Here is a 17,098-nt window from a genome sequence, read left to right on the forward strand (position 1 = left end):
TTGATAAATTTGCGACTCTAACATTCCATAAACTCATGCGAACGAATTATGACCCCATATCCTAGCTTGCCATCATCACATAATGGCTTAAAAGCCTTTGAAGCTGCCGCAAGGCTGATGAGCTTTACGCTGGCTGCCGAAGAGCTGCATGTGACACAAAGTGCGATCAGCCGACAGATCAAACAGCTTGAAGATGAGTTAAACGCATCACTGGTTATTCGTAAGCATCGAGCCATAGAATTAACGGTACAAGGTCATGATTTGTATGTGGCTTTGCGAGAAAGCTACGGTAATATCGAAGCTGTTATCGCCTCTTGGAGTGAGCCCAAGCAGAAGCGTATCGTGATCAAAGCGACTCTGAGTTTCGCGACGCGAGTATTGATCTCCAAAGTTCGGGAATTAAACGAGCGTTATCAAGATCATGAGATCGTCATTGTTCCTGTGATTGAGGAAGACGAATCGATTAATAGTAGTGAGTATGATCTACTGATCTTCCACACGCGTTTCAAAAAACGCTATGACAAGGCACCTGACATTACCTTCTTGCGTGAAGAGTTCATGGCGCCGGTTTGCTCTACTAGTTTAACCACCAAAGACACCGACCTTGATTCAATCTTAACCTTGCCAAGGCTGCATCCAACCTTAGATCATCACGACTGGAAAGTGTGGCTGGCCGATGTTGAATTCCCACCAAAGAAACCTGTCAGAAATACCAGCTTCTTGTCTTTAGATATGGCGCTCAGTGCCTGTCTATCCGGTGAAGGGGTTACGGTCACGGATCTGTTGTTAGTTCAACAAGATCTCCAACGAGGCTTCTTGTACTGCCCTAGAAATGCAAAAATCCAACACAGTGCTTGGACTTACTTCATGCACCAGCGTAGTCACACGCCTATCATCAACGACCTTATTGAATGGCTTAGAGAAGAGACAACAAAAGAGATCGAGTTGCTGAAAGTACTCGCACAGCAATATCAATGGTTTGGTGTAATAGAACAGGACAAAGACTTTGGTCGGCTCTTCTAAACTAAGTTATGATTCCTGTTCCCTCAACCGATTGATATTTTTATGCCTTCTTTCTCTTTTTCAATGATCCCTGTTGGGGTTAGGTTCATGATCCTCTCTGCTTTTGGATTCGCACTGATGTCTGCGTGTGTGAAATACATCAGCAACTACGGCATACCTGTATTCGAAATTGTTGCAGCAAGGGCTTTGGTGTCTTTGATCATCAGTTATATCGACGTTAAGCGAAAAGGCATTTCGATCTGGGGAAATAACAAACCTTTGTTGTTTGTTCGAGGCGCAGTTGGTACAGCAGCCTTGATGTGTGTTTACTACGCTGTGACCACTTTGCCATTAGCCGAAGCGACCATTCTACAATACGTTCATCCTGTATTTACCGCCCTACTTGGCGTGTTATTTCTGAAAGAACGCGTCCAAAAATCGACCATGATCTGCATTGCGTTCTGCCTAGCTGGGCTATTAGTGATGGTACAACCAAGTATGAACAGTGGCGCGAGCAGCGAGTTACCGCTATTTAGCATTATGGTGGCGTTATGTGGCGCATTTGGTAGCTCAATTGCTTATGTGATTGTGAGAAAACTTAGCCAAACGGAAGATAGCTCAGTCATCATCTTCTACTTCCCATTGGTTGCGCTACCAATCTCAACAGCTCTTATCTGGAACGACTTTGTATGGCCAAGTCTATTCTTAACCGTGATGCTCGTGTTAGTCGGTATTTTCACTCAGATAGGCCAATACGGTTTGACCAAAGCGATGCAGACTCAAGCGGCGGGTAAAGCTTCGGCTTACTCATACGTCCAGATTGTCTTCTCGGCACTGTTAGGCGTGTGGATCTTTAATGAAATTCCATCGGTTTGGACTTATCTAGGCGGTGGCCTGATTGTGACTGGCGCGCTGATTAATGTGTTTGGCAAACAACTGTTGGTGCCTTTTAAGGCTAAATAAACAACCCAACAACTGAGCTAAACATCAGCTATTGCATAGACCTAAAAAGGGCATTGCGGATTATTCCACAATGCCCTTTTCTATAAATGTTCTCTAACGTGTTTTCATGCCGCTAACCAACTTTAATAAAGCGGCGTATTACGTGATTAACTTGTGGCATTTCGTAACTTGGGATCATCACTCAAATACTCAACAAACTCGATTTCAAAACCTGCCGGATCCACAAAATAGACGTTTTTTCGATAAGGTTCTTCGGCGCCGGGTTTGGCAATTGGGAAGCCCGCATCAACAAGGCGCTGAGTGACACTTTCGATATTATTGGTCACATAAGCGAAGTGCGCGAGGCCAACAGAATGCCCAGCCAAATCTCTATTTTCACCTTCACCGTGATCACTTATTGCTATGTATTGGTACTCGTCGCCAAAATGCAGCCAGTTACGTGGCTTACCTGACCACTCCCCTTTTCCCTCATCACGGACATACCAATGAGGGAACGCCGCTTTATAGAAAGCCAGCATTTCTGGGATATCTTTTACCACTAAATTCACATGTTCAAGTTGGATCATTCTTCTCTCCTTAAAGTATTCTCGTAAGCAACGTTGCATATCCTAATACCTCAAGTTAAGTTGAGGTAAAGCACTAATTTGCATTTATTTCGAGAACGTCTTTAGAGCCCAAATTGTCGTATTTGATGCGATACAAGCTTTAAGTTTAGACGACCTAATCCAATGTGACTCAACTCAACCACAAGAGTTAGCAAACCCATGGTGTATCACTGAGATAAGACGACCCAACAACTGCTTCTTGCTCAATATATACACACATTAATATCCCCTTATTGACTGATACATCAAGTTACAATTCGATTTCATATTAGCCAACAACACTGATCTGGGTTAATAAACTAGTTTCACAATAACCTTATTTTTATTGGGGTCAGATAATTAATAAAAAGGAAGTTAAAGTGAAAAAATTATTAGCACTTGGTATCGCAGCGGTAATCTCGGCTCCAGCAGTAGCCGACCACAACACAATCAATGGTATGGATTTTGGTCCACTCGCAAAGTTAGTCGGCACATGGAAATCAGTCGAAACTGGCGGCGTTGATATTTCTCCAGGCCAAGAAGGCACAGAAGTGGGTGCAGGTGGTCCCGCGGTTACACCATTCTATGAAGTAATGACGTTTGAGGTTGCGGCAGATGCAACCAATGCCAGCGATCAATATCTGGTTGCTCTGTACTACAAACAAGAAGTATTCAGAAAGGCCGACGACTCTAAGTTCCACGATCAACGTGGCTACTTCATCTACGACCAAAAAAATCAGGTCGTCTACAACTCTTACTGCGTACCACGCACCACATGTGTCACCGCAGAAGGCCCTGCTGGCGATACAATGACGTTAGTTGCGTCTAAGCGTGGCATCGCTGAGTCCGAATACATGACGGACAACGCAACCACCACGGGCTTCACGATGAACATTAGCATTTCAGACGATACGCTGACGTACTCTCAAACAACAGGCTTAGAGATCTACGACAACGCATTTGCTCATACAGATTCAAGCACTCTAATTAAAGTGAAGTAGATTCAAATACAAACGCCTTTCACAGCGAAGTGAAAGGCGTTTTTCTGTTGTACTTGTAACAACAAACAAGTTTAACTAGATTGTGTATCAACCTTGGCGTAACGGTTGGCTAGCACTGCACAGTAAAAGATCTGAATCGGGTGATAAAGCATGATTGGTAGTAATATCATCCCTAGATTAGGGTTGTGAGCAAAGATCACCTTAGCCATAGGAATACCTGCCGCTAAGGTCTTCTTAGTACCACAGAATACTGCCGCGACTTCATCTTGATGATTGAATCCAACCTTTCGGGCACTCCATTGAATGCCGTGTACCATCACCATCAATACCACTAAACAAATCACCGCTGACAGCAACAACAGCATTGGTGAAAAGTCGCTCCAAATACCGTGTTCAATAGAGTCACAGAAAGCACTGTAGACGATCAGAAGTATCACGTATTTATCTAACTTATTGACCACTGACTTGTGTTTCTGAGTCCATTCAAAAAGTAACGGGCGCATCAACTGGCCGACAATCATTGGCAATAGCAGCATTTTAGATATAGAGATCACCGATTCCATCAGGTTTAGCTCTGCACCTTCCAACCCCATAAAGAGCTGGATCAGTAGAGGCGTAATGAACACGCCTAAAATACTAGAAAGCGATGCATTGAATATCGCACCCGGTAGGTTTCCTTTTCCAATCACCGTCATCGCGACCGAAGACGAAATCGTACTCGGTAATACGAAGAGGTAACAGAAACCAAAGGCCAGAGCTGCTGGCATATAAGCGACAAAGCCTTGCCCGAATATCACCCAAAGCAGTGGGTAAACTAAGAATGTCGCGCTTTGTACAAAAACATGCAGCTTCCAATTCGAAAGCCCCTCAAGAATGGCTTTGGGAGACAAACCCAAACCGTGTAAGAAAAACACCAAAGCGATGCCGAGAACAGTCACCGTATCGAGATGAAGTACCCCACCCGATTTGCCCCAATCCGGCGTAAAAACAGCAACGACCATAGCCACCACCATCCCTACAAGAAACCATTCCTTTTTCAGTTTTTCTATCATGTTGACACGCACTTTCTGTAGATTCCATTTCAGCCAATAACAAGGCTCCGATGCTATTTATCCTATCGACTCTAATTTTAATTAACCACCATAAACGCAAATTAAGCTCGTCTTTATCTTGAGGGTTAACGTTGTTATTCGAGTTTGTTACGCACGCTTCGCTCTGGATTGAACAGATGTATGGAATGATGATGAAATATTAGAAAACAGCCGTTTATCGAGAAGGTAAGACCCTTTCAGTGATCGGGGCACAGAGGTAAGCCGTAAGGATATGAAAGAAAGACGTAGGCAATCTAAACACCAAAGATCAGCCTATTCTCAAAGATGACGCAGCGGGAGTAACACATGGACAACAGAATCACCATTATTGAATTTCTCAGAGTATTTGAGTTTATTCGCTCTTCCGGTGAGCAACGGGACAACAAATATCTAGTTGGCGAAATGACGGCTTGGCATGATTACGACGGTTACACCTGTTGGCTAAGCTATAAAGACGTCACGGTGACGCTGATGTTTCATTGAAAATTGAGTACGACAACGCTTCAAATTACTCTGAATTTATTGAGCATTGTATGGGTATGCTTGCCACTGAACCTTCTCCATAAAACGCGAACAGACTAACGGCTAACGGAGACAATCATGAACGAAACGGCTTCATTGCTTAAGCGAAGACACCCTTTTTGGCTAGTACTCAGCCTCTCCTTTTTATGGTCTCAAGTATCTGTAGCAGGCATAGGTATGATTGATTTTATACAACCGAACGAACACAAGAATTGGACAGCGACCAACGACGATGTAATGGGTGGCATCTCAACGGGCGGGCTCATTTATCTTGATGATATGAGTCGATTTAGGGGCGAGCTATCGTTAGAAAACAATGGTGGTTTCAGTTCTGTAAAGCGCTCCATTGAATCACCAGCCCATGAAATAGATAGCGCAGAGCTAGTTTTCGTTGGTGATGGTCGCACCTACCAACTGAGGCTCACAACATCGAAAGATGGTAATCGAGTTCAATACAAACACGATTTCGTTACGATAAAGGGAGTGCGGCTTAACAAGGTGTTCCACTTCAATGATTTTCAAGCTGTGTTCAGAGGTCGGCTACTGAACGATGCGCCGGAACTTAAGGCACGAGACATCAAACAAATCGGTTTTTTGATTGCGGACAAAGAGCCCTCGCCTTTTGAGCTAGACCTAATACAGCTTCACTTCAGAACATCGAAACCTATCACATCACCAGAAGCTGACTAAACTGACTAAACTGAAAACAAACAAAAGCCCCTGAAACCTTTTGACTAGCAATCAGATATCAGGGGCTTCTTCTATTTAAACCGTCAACAATTCAAAACAACGGCGGATTAAAACATCAGCAATTAGTATTTGATAGCTGTTTTACCAATCGAGGCACTACTTTCAATACGTTGGTGTGCATCTTTAAGTGTTTCCACACTAAAGCCATTTAGGGTCGAGGTTAGCGTCGATTTAATACGGCCCGCATCAATCAGATTCGCGGCTTGGAATAGGATATCTTGCTGCTTCTGGATATCTTCGGTGTTAAACAATGAACGCGTGAACATCAGCTCCCAAACAAAGCCTGCTGATTTGCCTTGCAGCGCTGACAAGTCAATGCCACCATCAAATTCAACAATCGAACTGATCATGCCTTGCGGTGCGATCAATTCAACCATCGCATCCCAGTGCCCTTTTGTGTCTGCAACATTGAAAATGTAGTCGATATGTTGAATGCCTTGCTCTCGCACAGACTCGACAAGGTTACGGTGGTTCACCACATAATCCGCCCCCATATCCCTTACCCACTGTTCAGTTTCGGGTCTTGAAGCTGTTGCGATAACATTTAGGTTGGTCAGTTGCTTAGCCAGTTGAATCGTAATTGAACCAACACCGCCTGCTCCACCAATGATCAGGATAGACTTTTTCTCTTCAGGACGAACACGCAAGCGGTCAAACAATGCTTCCCAAGCCGTAAGCGTTGCTAGTGGCATAACGGCTGCAGCTTCATCAGAAAGGCTCTTCGGCGCTTTAGCGGTAATACGGTAGTCCACAGCTTGGTATTCGGCATTAGCGCCCATACGAGTTACGTCACCTGCATAGTACACACGGTCACCGACTTCGAAGCCTTCAACGTCAGCACCTTTGCCAACAACTTCACCGACTGCGTCATAGCCCAACACTTTTGGTTGTTCGAGTGTTTTGTCTTTGGCACTACGAATACGAATTTTTGCGTCAGCAGGGTTAATAGAAGTCGCGCTCACTTTTACTAGCAAGTCATTATTTTTTAGTTCTGGCAGACTCGTTTCAAACTCAAATAAGCTGTCTTGCTCTGTAATCGCAAGTGATTGAGTAAATCCGATAGCTTTCATTTTTGATGGTACTGACATAGTGCTTTCTCCTTGAATTAGACGAGTTAATCTTAGTCAATTCTCACTCTAGATAAACCGCCTAATATTTGAATAATTCTCAAATAATTTTTGATAGTGGTATTGCCGTTATCTGAGTAACGCAGACGTCTCACTGCATTGCCAACGGCTTAAAGGCTAAATCAGGCCTTTCTCAATCAACCAATCATGTGTGACTTGATCTTGTGGTTTACCTTCACGGCAAACTTTGTAATCCAGCTCTGCGATGATGTCGTTCGAGAAGCATAGGGAATCCAACTTCTGAATCTGTTGTTCGCTGAACAGATGCTTCTTGTCGTCTCTTAAAAGAAGCACTGCTCTGTCCACTATTCCGAGTAGGCCTTTTGGCTCTTTGAGCTCACGAATATCGTAACGATAGTGCAAAAACTGAGGTTTCCACAGTGGCACTACCACCCACTCTTTGTTTGCGACTGCACTTTCAAAGGCACTGAAACAATCGTCTTCACTGCCAGGAAAGAACTCGTAGCCGGCATCGCTCAGGCCATAATCTTTCATCATCTGGATAGAGAAGCGTGTGATACCAGCGCCGGGGTTGATGCCTTGAATGGTCGAGTTCATTTTCTCGATCACTTCAGCTTTTAATAAATCAGAGACTTCAGAAACCGCCTCTTCAGGCACATAGTCTGGTACGCCCCACAAAGCATAAGGTTCATAATGAAGCCCAAGCTCGATAAGTGGCTCAACTTCTTCAACGCCCGCTTTGTAGATACCGTGACTTGATGGCAACCACGCAGAAGAAAGCATATCCACTTGGCCTGCTTTCAGCTTTTCAAAGTTCTCCTGATGTGGAGAGAAAATACGCTCTACCTCAAAACCCATGGATTTCAATACATTGGCAACCAATGATGCGGTCGTACGGTGGAACGACAAATCCGTTACACCCATTGTGATTTTCTTAGTCATCTTATCCCCCTAGATCGTAGACTTCGTCCATACGATGTGTACTGCGCTACGTTGTCGATATGGAAAAATGATAGTGAGAAAATTACTGATGAAAAACAGCCTCACATTTGAATTATTATCAAATTAATTTTGACAATTAAGTGTTAGAAGCTAACTTAGAAGCAATAAGTAGAGATAACCCATTTGCAGATTATGATGGGGAAATATCCCAATTCCATGTTTAGAACATAATTCAATATAGGTAGATAACATGCTTCTTGAAGACTTACAGGTCATTTTGAAAGTGGCGGAGTTTCGCAGTATCACCGCTGCAGCCACCAACCTCGATATGCGTACTGCCACAGCAAGTGCAGCGGTAAAACGTGTTGAAGCGGCACTCGGTGCGGAGTTATTTGTAAGAACCACGCGCCACCTAAGGCTCTCTTCAGCTGGCGAGCGTTATTTACCGGAATGCGAACAAGCCTTAAAGATGTTGGAGCAAGCGAAGCTCAACATGCGCGAAGAGCTCGGGATTCTTGATGGTGAAATTCGAATTGCGCTTTCATCGGATCTAGGACGCAACCTAATCACACCTTGGTTAGATGAGTTCTTGCTTGAATACCCAAAGGCGACGCTTCGTACTAGCATCAGCGATAGCAATATCGACTTCTACCGAGATTCTGTTGATATGGCGCTGCGTTACGGCTCCCCGACCGATGCCAATATGTATGGTTTTAAGATATGCGATGTGCCGAGGATATTGTGTGCGGCTCCTGACTACTTGGCTGAAATGGGAACACCAAAACACCCGAGTGACTTAGCACAACACAATGGTTTGCTTTACCAACTCCATGACATGTTACAAGACGAGTGGGTGTTTAACGATGGTACTCAAGATCATAAAGTGAAACTAAAAGGAAATCGCGCTTCGAACGACGCAGACCTTGTAAGGCGTTGGTGTATTGCGGGTAAAGGAGTGGCAATAAAATCTTGTTTAGACATGTCACCTCATCTGCTTTCAGGTGAAGTGGTTAAAGTTATGTCTGAGTTTAAGCCGACCCCTACCGAGCTGTGGTTAGTGTGTCCAAGTCGTCAATCCATCACCCCGACTGTTCGTCTACTGAGAGATTTATTCAGAGAGAAGACCGCTGAGATCCTTTCGCAACTGAGCAAACAAGGCATTATAGAAAGCACAACATCTTAAGATTGAATGCCGCTTAAAGATAAGAAACAGAGAGACAAAAAAGGCGTTAGCGAACTTCAATTCGCTAACGCCTTTCATCATTAGAACATCATAGCTTCATGATGAACCTTAATAAGAGTACTTAGCTTAATACTCTTAATACAAGAGCTTAGTTTGACTCGTCTTCAACATCGCAGTCTGCACAGCACTGAAGAGCAATCTCATGTTCGAAGGTGATAGTGTCTTTACCATCTTCTACTAGCTCTGCGATTTCGTCTGCCACTTCTTTTTCATCATCCGCTTCGATTCCGCTTTCTAATTCTTCTTCTGAATAACCAAAGAAGTTAAGCAGTAAGTACTCGCGAGCTTCTTCTTTCGTGCAAACCACGTCTGCAGAAAGATCAGGAGTAACCTCGCCTTGTGCAAGTGTCGCTGTCACTTGTGCGATAGCATCGTCTTTCATCGCAGGCGTTAACCAACCAAGATCAGTACTTACTGTCGTTTTTTTACAGTCGAAGCAAGGCAGTTGGTGAAAGTAGTATTGAAAGGTAGTCATAGGTAAATTCTTCTTTAAATGTTGTATAGCGAGATTATGCGCGTTTTGTAGCAAAATACTATCTCAATCACAACCTGAAACCGCTTCATGCTGAGTATTTTTACCAGCGCCGCGCAAGCTGATGTGATCATTCGATAAAAGCGCTGTTTTACCTATGCTTACTCAGATTTACGCTTGTTTACATTTGTACGGGTAATATATGCCTCATCAAATAATAAGCGTGGTACCTCACAATTGCTTTGGCTCTTGCTTAGTTTCGTCGTTCCAGCTATCAGCTATGAGTTCACGGCTTACTTAACTACTTAGCTACTTAGCTACTTAGCTCGGATTTATTTGAAATAGCTTTGTTTTCAATTAATTTACTTGCACTTCGCTTATTTTGAACCACGCTTATTTAAATCAGCCCTTCTCGGATACCCAATCAATGCTCATCACAAAATATCAAGCCCTTGCCCTTTCATCGGTTGCTTTGCTCGCTACAGGCTGCTCACCATCATCAGATACGCCTTCGGTCAGCAACATCAGTGATTACCAAGGCTCAGCGAGTATTACTCAGGGTGTGGCGACCACCGTTGAATCGAATCTCTTTGAGTGTGCAAACGGACGTAGCCGAGTGGCGGGCGTCGGGGAGATTACGGACTCAGAAGGAAAGGTTTGGACGGTTCCAGCCAAAAACAACTTTTCAACAGGGCCGAAAGCCTTTGATCTTTATGAAGAGTGCTCAAACACCACGCCAAGCAGCCTAGCCGAAGTCGATCAAAGCTCTGTACCGGTAGCTGTTGTGGATCAAGACGGTGAGGAAATAACAGGTTATATTTTTGCCGATAACTATTTCGAACTTTATATCAACGGCAAGTTAATCGCGGTAGACACCGTTCCTTTCACACCGTTTAACTCAAACATCGTCAAATTTAAGGTGAAGAAGCCTTACACGATTGCGGTGAAAGTGATTGATTGGGAAGAAAACCTAGGTCTTGGCAGCGAAGATAACCGCGGAAAGGCATACCACGCTGGTGATGGTGGCTTTATCGCGAGCTTTAGTGACGGAACCGTGACAGGTCCAGACTGGCAAGCACAAACCTTTTATACCTCACCGATTTATGACCTGACTTGTTTGAGTGAAGTGGACGGGAAGCGTCTTTCTGAAAGCTGCACCACGGAAGGAACTGACCACGGTCAAGATGCCTACGCCGCTCATTGGGAAACACCAACCAACTGGATGAACCAAGAGTTCGATTCAACATCTTGGCCTCTAGCATCGGTATATTCAGAAGACGATATTGGCGTGAACAATAAAAAAGCGTACATGAACTTTATCGAAAAATTCAGTGGTGCTGGCGCAAGCTTTATCTGGTCGACAAATGTCGTTCTCGATAATGAAGTGCTACTGAGATACGAAGTTAAGTAGCTTTATTCCTTTGTAAGCAAGCCCAGTCACGAGTATGACTGGGCTTACTACTCAAACAACTTGCTGATGTTTCTAATTCACAGCGAACCTGATCCTAATCTTGGGTCGCTTGATTACGACGAAGTTTGCGAAGTCTTGTTTGCTCCACGCGACTTAGCTTTGTAATTGTGTAACCAGCAACAAAACAACCCGATGCACAAACCCCAAAATGCGCTACCGATTCCCAGTAAATTGGTGCCAGAAGCGGTGAATAAGAAAGTAAGCAGTGCGGGTTCTCTGTAGTGACTGTCTGCCATTGATACCGCAAGGCAATTCATCAAGGTGGGCATCACCGCTAAGCCAGCAACCGCAATGACAATCTCGGAGGGTACGGCGCTAAACAGCGACACAAATGACATCCCCATCACACCAGCTAACAAGTAAAACCCGCCCATACAGATCCCAGCCATATAACGTGTCTTGGGGTTACTATCCGCATTCGGGCCCATACAAATAGCGCCCGTAATCGCTGCAAGGTTATACGCAAAGCCACCAAACGGTGCGAAGATCAAACCTGTTACCCCGGTGGTGGTAATGATCTTCGATGAATCAACTTGGTATCCGTTCGCTTTTAGAACCGCAAATCCCGGTAAGTTCTGTGAAGCCATCGTCACTATAAACAATGGGATACCAACACTAAACAACGAAAAGAACTCAAAATCGGGCGAAATGAACACTGGGGTCGTTAATCCCATAGTCACCTGACTAACATCGAGTTTGCCAAAACCCACACACATGACCAATGCGATGATGAAAATGCTTGGGATCAGTAAATTTCCTAACCGCGCTTTCGCCAGAATAAATACAGCGAGCATGACCGCTACGACTTGTGCCTCTTCCATTAGCGACGTGAACAAACCCAAACCGAATTGCAATAGAATCCCCGCGAGCATCGCTGAGGCAATCGATGTTGGGATCTGTTTTAGGACTTTCTCAAATATCCCCGCCAATCCAACCAACGTGATCAACATCGAACTGAACAAAAACACGGCTACTGCCTGATTCATTGTCAGCCCTTCAAGAGAAGTGATTAACAACGCCGCTCCAGGCGTCGACCACGCTGTAACCACAGGCTTCTTGTAATGAAACGAGAGCAGTATTGTGGTTATCCCCATGCCAATTCCCAACGCCCAAAACCATGACGCCACTTGTTCTTCGGTTGCTCCAGCACTCATTGCCGCTTGGAAAATAATCGCCGCGGCGCTCGCATAACCAATGAAAACAGCGATAAAGCCGGTACTGACGTGAGAAAATTTTAGCTTAGTCATGTTAATCTCTTCCTGCGTGCGTTATAACGTCCATAGACCAAACCTAGCACCGTGCGCTATAACGCACAACTTATTTGTAAAAACTTGTAGAGAAAATATGCAAACAGAAATTAAAGTTGGCGTTAACTTGAAACGCCTTCGCCAAGAAAAAGGCTGGAGCTTAGACAAAACAGCGAAAGCAACAGGCGTGAGTAAAGCAATGCTAGGACAAATTGAACGTGGAGAATCCAGCCCGACAGTCGCTAAGCTCTGGCAAATAGCTTCTGGGTTCGAGGTGTCACTTTCAAGCTTTATCACTGCTAGCCCAAACAGTGAACTGACGAGTTTATTCAGAGACGCAAACGAACTAAGACATGAGGAATACAACATTGGCTTTTTCGTCAGTTTGTTGTTTCCTTTTGAGGAAGCACTAGGATTTGAAATATTCGAACTCACCCTAGCACCCGATTACCAGCATGAATCCGCCCCACATAACGCAGGCGTCACTGAGCACATCTTATGCATTTCAGGAGAGATGGCCGTGATGTTTGATGATGAGTGGCATACGTTACGCGCAGGACAAGCTGTTCGCTTTAATGCTAACCAGACCCATGCCTACAAAAATATCGGTGAAGGAAACGCCGTATTTCATAATGTGATTCACTACCCTAATAACAAGCAATAGTGCCGGTTCTGGCGCTAACAGATGTTTAGCTCTAACCGGATGCTTAACGCTAACGGATATTCAGCGCTAACGAAAGAGCTGGCAGACCACTGGCCAGTATTCACTTAGAACGACTATACGTTGACGACCATGCTGCCATCTTCTGCTTGATAACGCGCCCATAGTTGAGAAAGGTTTTCTTTATTAAGCTGTATCTCTTTTTCTTTCAGAAACGCTTCGTTGTGCAGCTTCGAATACGAGCGCTCAGCAAGGTCACAGCTGAATGTAACGATGGTTTTCCCTTTCCCCATTCTAGCCGCAGCGTATAGCGCGCCTGCTACGTTTAACGACGAACTGCTTCCTAGAAGAATACCGTCATGTTCCGCAACAAGGCGGGATATCGTCACCAAATCCTGATCGGGAAGCGTGATTGCACGATTGATTTTTGCCTGCCTGAAATTTTCAACCGTTCGCATGATCCCTATGCCTTCCGTGAACGAACTTCCCGTTGATTGATAGTGTCCATTACGTAGAAACGAATAAATGCCGGACCCATTTGGGTCAACTAACCAAGTTTCGAGATTGGGTTGCTGCTCAGATAGATAGTGTGAGTTTCCGGCAATGGTTCCACCCGTCCCCACCACTGAAACTAGAGCATCAATATTCCCCTGTGTTTGCTGCCAGATCTCAGGTCCAGTATTTAAATAGTGCGCTCGATAATTACTGAGATTTTCAAACTGATCTGCCCACCAATAACTCTCATTTTCGACACCAATCCGCTTAGCCGTGTGGTAAAAATGTTCAGGGTTTGCAAAAGGACAAGGGTCGACCAATAACAGTTCAGCATTATAAAGCGAGATCATGCGCTCTTTCTCTTGTGCCTGCCCTTTTGGCATCACCACCAACATTTTGTAACCAAGGGATTTAGCGACCAGAGCAAGTCCTATTCCCGTATTACCAGCAGTACCTTCAACGATTGTCATTCCCGGCTTAAGCTTACCGGCTTCTATTGCATCCATAACCAACTGAAGTGCCGCTCTATCTTTAATCGAACCACCCGGGTTCTGGTGTTCGCACTTAATAAGAATCTCACAACCTGATATCTCTGAAAGACTGTTGATTCTAACAAGATCGGTATCGCCAATCAGTTCACTGAGATTGTTTGCAATATGGGCAGATGACATCGCGACTCCATTTATTTGTTGAGGATAAGTGTGTTCATCGATTGGGTTGTCGATGATCATAAGCGTAGCTCTGGGGTCTGCTTAGTCAAGAAGTGCCGGAATTGAAAAGACTCTCATTTTCCAAATAGCAATTATAATTAGGGGTGACCGATTAGATTGAGGGCAAAAAAATGTTTCTAAAAGAGAAAAAAACCGGTGACCTCGTTGATGTAACTGAAATGACCAAATTAACCAACTTATTTCAAGACAGTATCGAAGGTCGGTTTCAAGCAGGCGAAGAACAGCAAGACCCTGAGATGTTTAAAAAGTCCGAACTGATGTTTATGTCAGGGGAAGAGTTACCTCGATGCTGGACAGATCCAAACTACCGCTCAGGGACTAAATAACCTTAGCGCTTCCAGAGCACCCGATGAGTCGCAATTTAAGCTCTGTTCTAAAACTGTTTCACGATCGCCTTGTAGGCTATCCCCCTGTTAAAACATTCAGACGCATCTTTACTAGACACAAAAAGCGAGCCACTTGGGCTCGCTTTTGATTGTCTTTTTCTTGCTTAGACTTCAGTTCAGATTACAGAAGTTCTACCGACTGTTGAGCAATCACGAATTCTTCGTTGGTTGGCAAGCTATTATAATCGCACCTATTAACACGGGTTTGGACAAAAGTCAGTTAGGGGCGATGCTCTAAATAACCCTCTATTCATTACTTGATGTATTCTGACCGAACCAATCCCCCCACTAAAGTGTAAGTCAATGATAAACCCCCTATGTCATCACCGCTCTAACCATCACAAGGGATCAGATCGCAGAACTCCGAAAAGGTTCAACTGATTTAGGCAACAACGCCATGTTCACTCTAACGACTTGAGTTTCCGTCAAAATCATCAGATTTTTCTTTGAAGGGAGTATATATTGATGCGACTGAATGCATTGTGAGGAGAATAATATGTCAGTTCTGGATTATCAAGATGCTTCGAAAGAAGAGCTTCAAGAACTAGAAAACGAAAGGCTTGAGCTACTGAACGACTTTAAAGAGCAGTTGGCAGTGTTCTGTGATTACCTAAAGGTTGACTTAGACCAGCAAGCGACCTTGAAATCACTAGACACCGCAACAGCACTCACGCTTTCCTCTCCACGTTATATTCCTGCACAAAAGGGAATTTTAAAAATCTCAGCTCAAGGCTATTTAAGTATAAAATTGGTTGAGAAAGTCAAATCAACCACTACAGACATTGTTAAGGCGCTAGCCAAAAAAATTGCAGACTCTTCCCCAAAACTGCCATGCAATGACATTGCACTTAAAGGTTCCGTTGATTCCATCGCCGCAAAGCTGACTCAACGCTACTTGTTTGGCCATAGACGCTTTTATGACGTTGAACCAATTCCAGAAGTCCCAACATTGAGGAACGACGACTTAAGAGCTTTATGTGAACGTCACCTTCTCGATCGAGTAAAGGAGCGTTATACGTCTCACTACCACCGCTATAGATTATGGGACGGAAGAGCCATCGATTTATTTTCTAGCTACCTGTTTAATGTCAAAAGTGAAGAGCATAGTTTCTTTGATTCTAAGAACTTAATTCATCTTCTGAATAACACCCCTGCGCCAGTCAAAAAAGAATGGTTTAAAGATGAATGCATCGAATGTTGGGAAGCGCTTTATGCAGATGGCCCACGTTATGCGTATACCGAGCTTGCCTACCCTGATGAGAGTGGTGTCATTTTTGAAGAATACGTACCACTAGACATGGTAAGTGAAGATGTATGGGATTCGCTTTATGAGCGCTATAAAAACAAACTGAAAGAACATGTCGAGTTCGCCCAATAACTCTTGTGTGTCTTACCTCTAATCAAAATTAAGCAAATAATTGTCAATAAAAGGAACAAAGAAAAAATGACCGCGACAATTTCAGTCAGCAAAAGTGCGATATTTGAGCTAATCATGGCTGGTTTAGAAGCTTATGCTGTAAAACATCAGGGCAGCAAGAGTATTTCTGTAGAAACCGCCGCTCACCTTTGGGGGTACGTGAACAAAACACATCCATTTAAATGTACGATAAATCATGTCTCTGTAGAGACGTCTGCAAAGCGAAAGCGCTCTTCAGTTGAATTTAGCTCTGAATCTCTTTTGATTAAAAAAGACATCGCGAAAGTGTTCGGAGACCAGTATCAATATATAGGAACCGCTCATTCTCACCCTTATTTGCGGGAAGAAAACATCGATGCCGCAAGAATTAGAAAAGACAAGTTGTATGAATTATCTGATGCTGATCATAAATGTGAGATTGGATATCCCGAAATTGAAGTGACTGGTAAATCGTACAGTGTAGCTTTGGTACTAACGGTTCATTCGATGCTTAAGGCTGATGATAGAAAAGATGGAACAAGCTTCGGAGAACCACTTATCGAGTTTTCTCTCGGCAATATCAAATTCTGGCTGTATGGCCGAGTTTTTGAGCATAAATCGAAGTCATCTTTGAGCGACGAGGAACGTCATTCTTATGAACGTTATAAGTTGGCCCTAAGTAATGTTCCCAACGATAAAATAGTTCCTGTGCCTCTAGAGACTGTGTTAGAAAGTGGTGTTTTTATAGATACATTGTGCAAAGACTTTGGCAGATTGAGGTTTTTAGATAATGAATCAGAATATGATTTAGCCACTGTTGCAGAGCGTAGATGGGGATAACGTTTCTGGCGTAGTCTCAGCTTACGCTTGTTTTGTTAGCGGCACTGGTTCAAGTGCTGCTATATGGTCTAAGATGTTTCACACTCTAAGTTAGTAGTTCTAAGGCGCTTTTGTCCCAAAGCATGGCGGCATAACACATCTCTGGACAGAAATCATTTAGACTATTTACTTAAATCGGGAGTCACCGGATTAGTTCAGGTATCTAAAACTCCA

At 43.9% G+C, this 17,098-nt stretch carries 17 protein-coding genes and 1 pseudogene; 11 read left to right on the plus strand and 7 right to left on the minus strand.

Going from position 1 to position 17,098, the window contains the following annotated elements; genetic code table 11:
- Window positions 1-48 precede the first annotated feature (48 nt).
- Together AB4351_RS19055 and AB4351_RS19060 are read left to right on the plus strand one after the other, a co-directional pair.
- Window positions 49-1,023, plus strand: coding sequence for a LysR family transcriptional regulator (locus tag AB4351_RS19055; protein ID WP_017068435.1), 975 nt, complete (start codon window positions 49-51; stop codon window positions 1,021-1,023).
- A 42-nt stretch (window positions 1,024-1,065) separates the two neighbouring features.
- Window positions 1,066-1,965, plus strand: a complete 900-nt coding sequence (locus AB4351_RS19060) for a DMT family transporter (RefSeq protein WP_081090052.1) — start codon at window positions 1,066-1,068, stop codon at window positions 1,963-1,965.
- A gap of 146 nt (window positions 1,966-2,111) precedes the next feature.
- Here the strand turns inward: AB4351_RS19060 and AB4351_RS19065 are convergent, their stop codons facing one another.
- On the minus strand, window positions 2,112-2,531 hold the full coding sequence (locus AB4351_RS19065; RefSeq protein WP_017072063.1) for a VOC family protein: 420 nt from the start codon (window positions 2,529-2,531) through the stop codon (window positions 2,112-2,114).
- Window positions 2,532-2,929: 398 nt separating this feature from the next.
- Here AB4351_RS19065 and AB4351_RS19070 point away from each other — a divergent pair, with 398 nt between their 5' ends.
- A complete protein-coding gene (locus AB4351_RS19070) occupies window positions 2,930-3,550 on the plus strand; it encodes a heme-binding beta-barrel domain-containing protein (protein ID WP_017062436.1) in 621 nt (206 codons plus the stop codon).
- A gap of 71 nt (window positions 3,551-3,621) precedes the next feature.
- Here the strand turns inward: AB4351_RS19070 and AB4351_RS19075 are convergent, their stop codons facing one another.
- Window positions 3,622-4,602, minus strand: coding sequence for a bile acid:sodium symporter family protein (locus AB4351_RS19075; protein ID WP_032545880.1), 981 nt, complete (start codon window positions 4,600-4,602; stop codon window positions 3,622-3,624).
- Window positions 4,603-4,947: 345 nt separating this feature from the next.
- Between AB4351_RS19075 and AB4351_RS19080 the strand changes: the two are divergent.
- A pseudogene (locus AB4351_RS19080) lies at window positions 4,948-5,207 on the plus strand (DUF3081 domain-containing protein).
- Window positions 5,208-5,241: 34 nt separating this feature from the next.
- A complete protein-coding gene (locus AB4351_RS19085; protein ID WP_372126877.1) occupies window positions 5,242-5,853 on the plus strand; it encodes a CIA30 family protein in 612 nt (203 codons plus the stop codon).
- A gap of 122 nt (window positions 5,854-5,975) precedes the next feature.
- Here AB4351_RS19085 and AB4351_RS19090 read toward each other — a convergent pair whose 3' ends face one another.
- A complete protein-coding gene (locus tag AB4351_RS19090) occupies window positions 5,976-7,001 on the minus strand; it encodes a zinc-binding alcohol dehydrogenase family protein (protein WP_372126878.1) in 1,026 nt (341 codons plus the stop codon).
- Window positions 7,002-7,157: 156 nt separating this feature from the next.
- Entirely contained in the window at window positions 7,158-7,925 is a 768-nt protein-coding gene (locus tag AB4351_RS19095; protein WP_372074320.1) for a glycine betaine ABC transporter substrate-binding protein, read from the minus strand.
- A gap of 268 nt (window positions 7,926-8,193) precedes the next feature.
- Between AB4351_RS19095 and AB4351_RS19100 the strand changes: the two genes are divergently transcribed.
- Complete coding sequence (locus tag AB4351_RS19100; protein WP_372074258.1) at window positions 8,194-9,126, plus strand: LysR family transcriptional regulator; 933 nt, start codon at window positions 8,194-8,196, stop codon at window positions 9,124-9,126.
- A gap of 148 nt (window positions 9,127-9,274) precedes the next feature.
- Here the strand turns inward: AB4351_RS19100 and AB4351_RS19105 are convergent, their stop codons facing one another.
- Window positions 9,275-9,661, minus strand: coding sequence for a hypothetical protein (locus AB4351_RS19105; protein WP_017068428.1), 387 nt, complete (start codon window positions 9,659-9,661; stop codon window positions 9,275-9,277).
- A gap of 424 nt (window positions 9,662-10,085) precedes the next feature.
- On the opposite strand from AB4351_RS19105, the gene AB4351_RS19110 reads away from it, so the two are divergent.
- Entirely contained in the window at window positions 10,086-11,069 is a 984-nt protein-coding gene (locus AB4351_RS19110; protein ID WP_372074255.1) for a hypothetical protein, read from the plus strand.
- 113 nt (window positions 11,070-11,182) lie between these two features.
- On the opposite strand, the gene AB4351_RS19115 is transcribed toward AB4351_RS19110, so the two are convergent.
- Window positions 11,183-12,376 carry a benzoate/H(+) symporter BenE family transporter gene (locus AB4351_RS19115; protein WP_229647354.1) on the minus strand — a complete coding sequence of 398 codons (1,194 nt, stop codon included), beginning with the start codon at window positions 12,374-12,376 and terminating at the stop codon, window positions 11,183-11,185.
- 97 nt (window positions 12,377-12,473) lie between these two features.
- On the opposite strand from AB4351_RS19115, the gene AB4351_RS19120 reads away from it, so the two are divergent.
- The gene (locus AB4351_RS19120) at window positions 12,474-13,040 is read left to right on the plus strand and encodes a helix-turn-helix domain-containing protein (RefSeq protein WP_372074251.1); all 567 of its coding nucleotides are present in this window, start codon (window positions 12,474-12,476) and stop codon (window positions 13,038-13,040) included.
- Between the two features lie 113 nt (window positions 13,041-13,153).
- Here the strand turns inward: AB4351_RS19120 and AB4351_RS19125 are convergent, their stop codons facing one another.
- Complete coding sequence (locus AB4351_RS19125; RefSeq protein WP_372113130.1) at window positions 13,154-14,203, minus strand: cysteine synthase A; 1,050 nt, start codon at window positions 14,201-14,203, stop codon at window positions 13,154-13,156.
- Window positions 14,204-14,373: 170 nt separating this feature from the next.
- Between AB4351_RS19125 and AB4351_RS19130 the strand changes: the two genes are divergently transcribed.
- The 3 genes from AB4351_RS19130 (at window position 14,374) to AB4351_RS19140 (ending at window position 16,885) form a co-directional block, all read left to right on the plus strand.
- Window positions 14,374-14,589 (plus strand): acetyltransferase, encoded by a 216-nt coding sequence (locus tag AB4351_RS19130; RefSeq protein WP_136980010.1) that lies wholly within the window; start codon window positions 14,374-14,376, stop codon window positions 14,587-14,589.
- A 556-nt stretch (window positions 14,590-15,145) separates the two neighbouring features.
- Window positions 15,146-16,027, plus strand: a complete 882-nt coding sequence (locus tag AB4351_RS19135) for a hypothetical protein (protein WP_372126880.1) — start codon at window positions 15,146-15,148, stop codon at window positions 16,025-16,027.
- A 66-nt stretch (window positions 16,028-16,093) separates the two neighbouring features.
- Entirely contained in the window at window positions 16,094-16,885 is a 792-nt protein-coding gene (locus AB4351_RS19140) for a hypothetical protein (protein ID WP_017058652.1), read from the plus strand.
- Window positions 16,886-17,098: the final 213 nt, after the last annotated feature.

The sequence above is a fragment of the Vibrio sp. 10N.261.51.F11 genome (genome assembly GCF_041471665.1).
Classification (GTDB): domain Bacteria; phylum Pseudomonadota; class Gammaproteobacteria; order Enterobacterales; family Vibrionaceae; genus Vibrio; species Vibrio crassostreae_C.

Excerpts from the sequence above, each read along its gene's own strand:
- AB4351_RS19135 (WP_372126880.1), top strand. The coding sequence starts at position 15,146 with ATGTCAGTTCTGGATTATCAAGATGCTTCGAAAGAAGAGCTTCAAGAA.
- AB4351_RS19095 (WP_372074320.1), bottom strand. The coding sequence starts at position 7,925 with ATGGGTGTAACGGATTTGTCGTTCCACCGTACGACCGCATCATTGGTT.
- AB4351_RS19125 (WP_372113130.1), bottom strand. The coding sequence starts at position 14,203 with ATGTCATCTGCCCATATTGCAAACAATCTCAGTGAACTGATTGGCGAT.
- AB4351_RS19120 (WP_372074251.1), top strand. The coding sequence starts at position 12,474 with ATGCAAACAGAAATTAAAGTTGGCGTTAACTTGAAACGCCTTCGCCAA.
- AB4351_RS19105 (WP_017068428.1), bottom strand. The coding sequence starts at position 9,661 with ATGACTACCTTTCAATACTACTTTCACCAACTGCCTTGCTTCGACTGT.
- AB4351_RS19115 (WP_229647354.1), bottom strand. The coding sequence starts at position 12,376 with ATGACTAAGCTAAAATTTTCTCACGTCAGTACCGGCTTTATCGCTGTT.
- AB4351_RS19090 (WP_372126878.1), bottom strand. The coding sequence starts at position 7,001 with ATGTCAGTACCATCAAAAATGAAAGCTATCGGATTTACTCAATCACTT.
- AB4351_RS19075 (WP_032545880.1), bottom strand. The coding sequence starts at position 4,602 with ATGATAGAAAAACTGAAAAAGGAATGGTTTCTTGTAGGGATGGTGGTG.
- AB4351_RS19060 (WP_081090052.1), top strand. The coding sequence starts at position 1,066 with ATGCCTTCTTTCTCTTTTTCAATGATCCCTGTTGGGGTTAGGTTCATG.
- AB4351_RS19055 (WP_017068435.1), top strand. The coding sequence starts at position 49 with ATGACCCCATATCCTAGCTTGCCATCATCACATAATGGCTTAAAAGCC.
- AB4351_RS19140 (WP_017058652.1), top strand. The coding sequence starts at position 16,094 with ATGACCGCGACAATTTCAGTCAGCAAAAGTGCGATATTTGAGCTAATC.
- AB4351_RS19100 (WP_372074258.1), top strand. The coding sequence starts at position 8,194 with ATGCTTCTTGAAGACTTACAGGTCATTTTGAAAGTGGCGGAGTTTCGC.
- AB4351_RS19110 (WP_372074255.1), top strand. The coding sequence starts at position 10,086 with ATGCTCATCACAAAATATCAAGCCCTTGCCCTTTCATCGGTTGCTTTG.
- AB4351_RS19085 (WP_372126877.1), top strand. The coding sequence starts at position 5,242 with ATGAACGAAACGGCTTCATTGCTTAAGCGAAGACACCCTTTTTGGCTA.
- AB4351_RS19065 (WP_017072063.1), bottom strand. The coding sequence starts at position 2,531 with ATGATCCAACTTGAACATGTGAATTTAGTGGTAAAAGATATCCCAGAA.
- AB4351_RS19130 (WP_136980010.1), top strand. The coding sequence starts at position 14,374 with ATGTTTCTAAAAGAGAAAAAAACCGGTGACCTCGTTGATGTAACTGAA.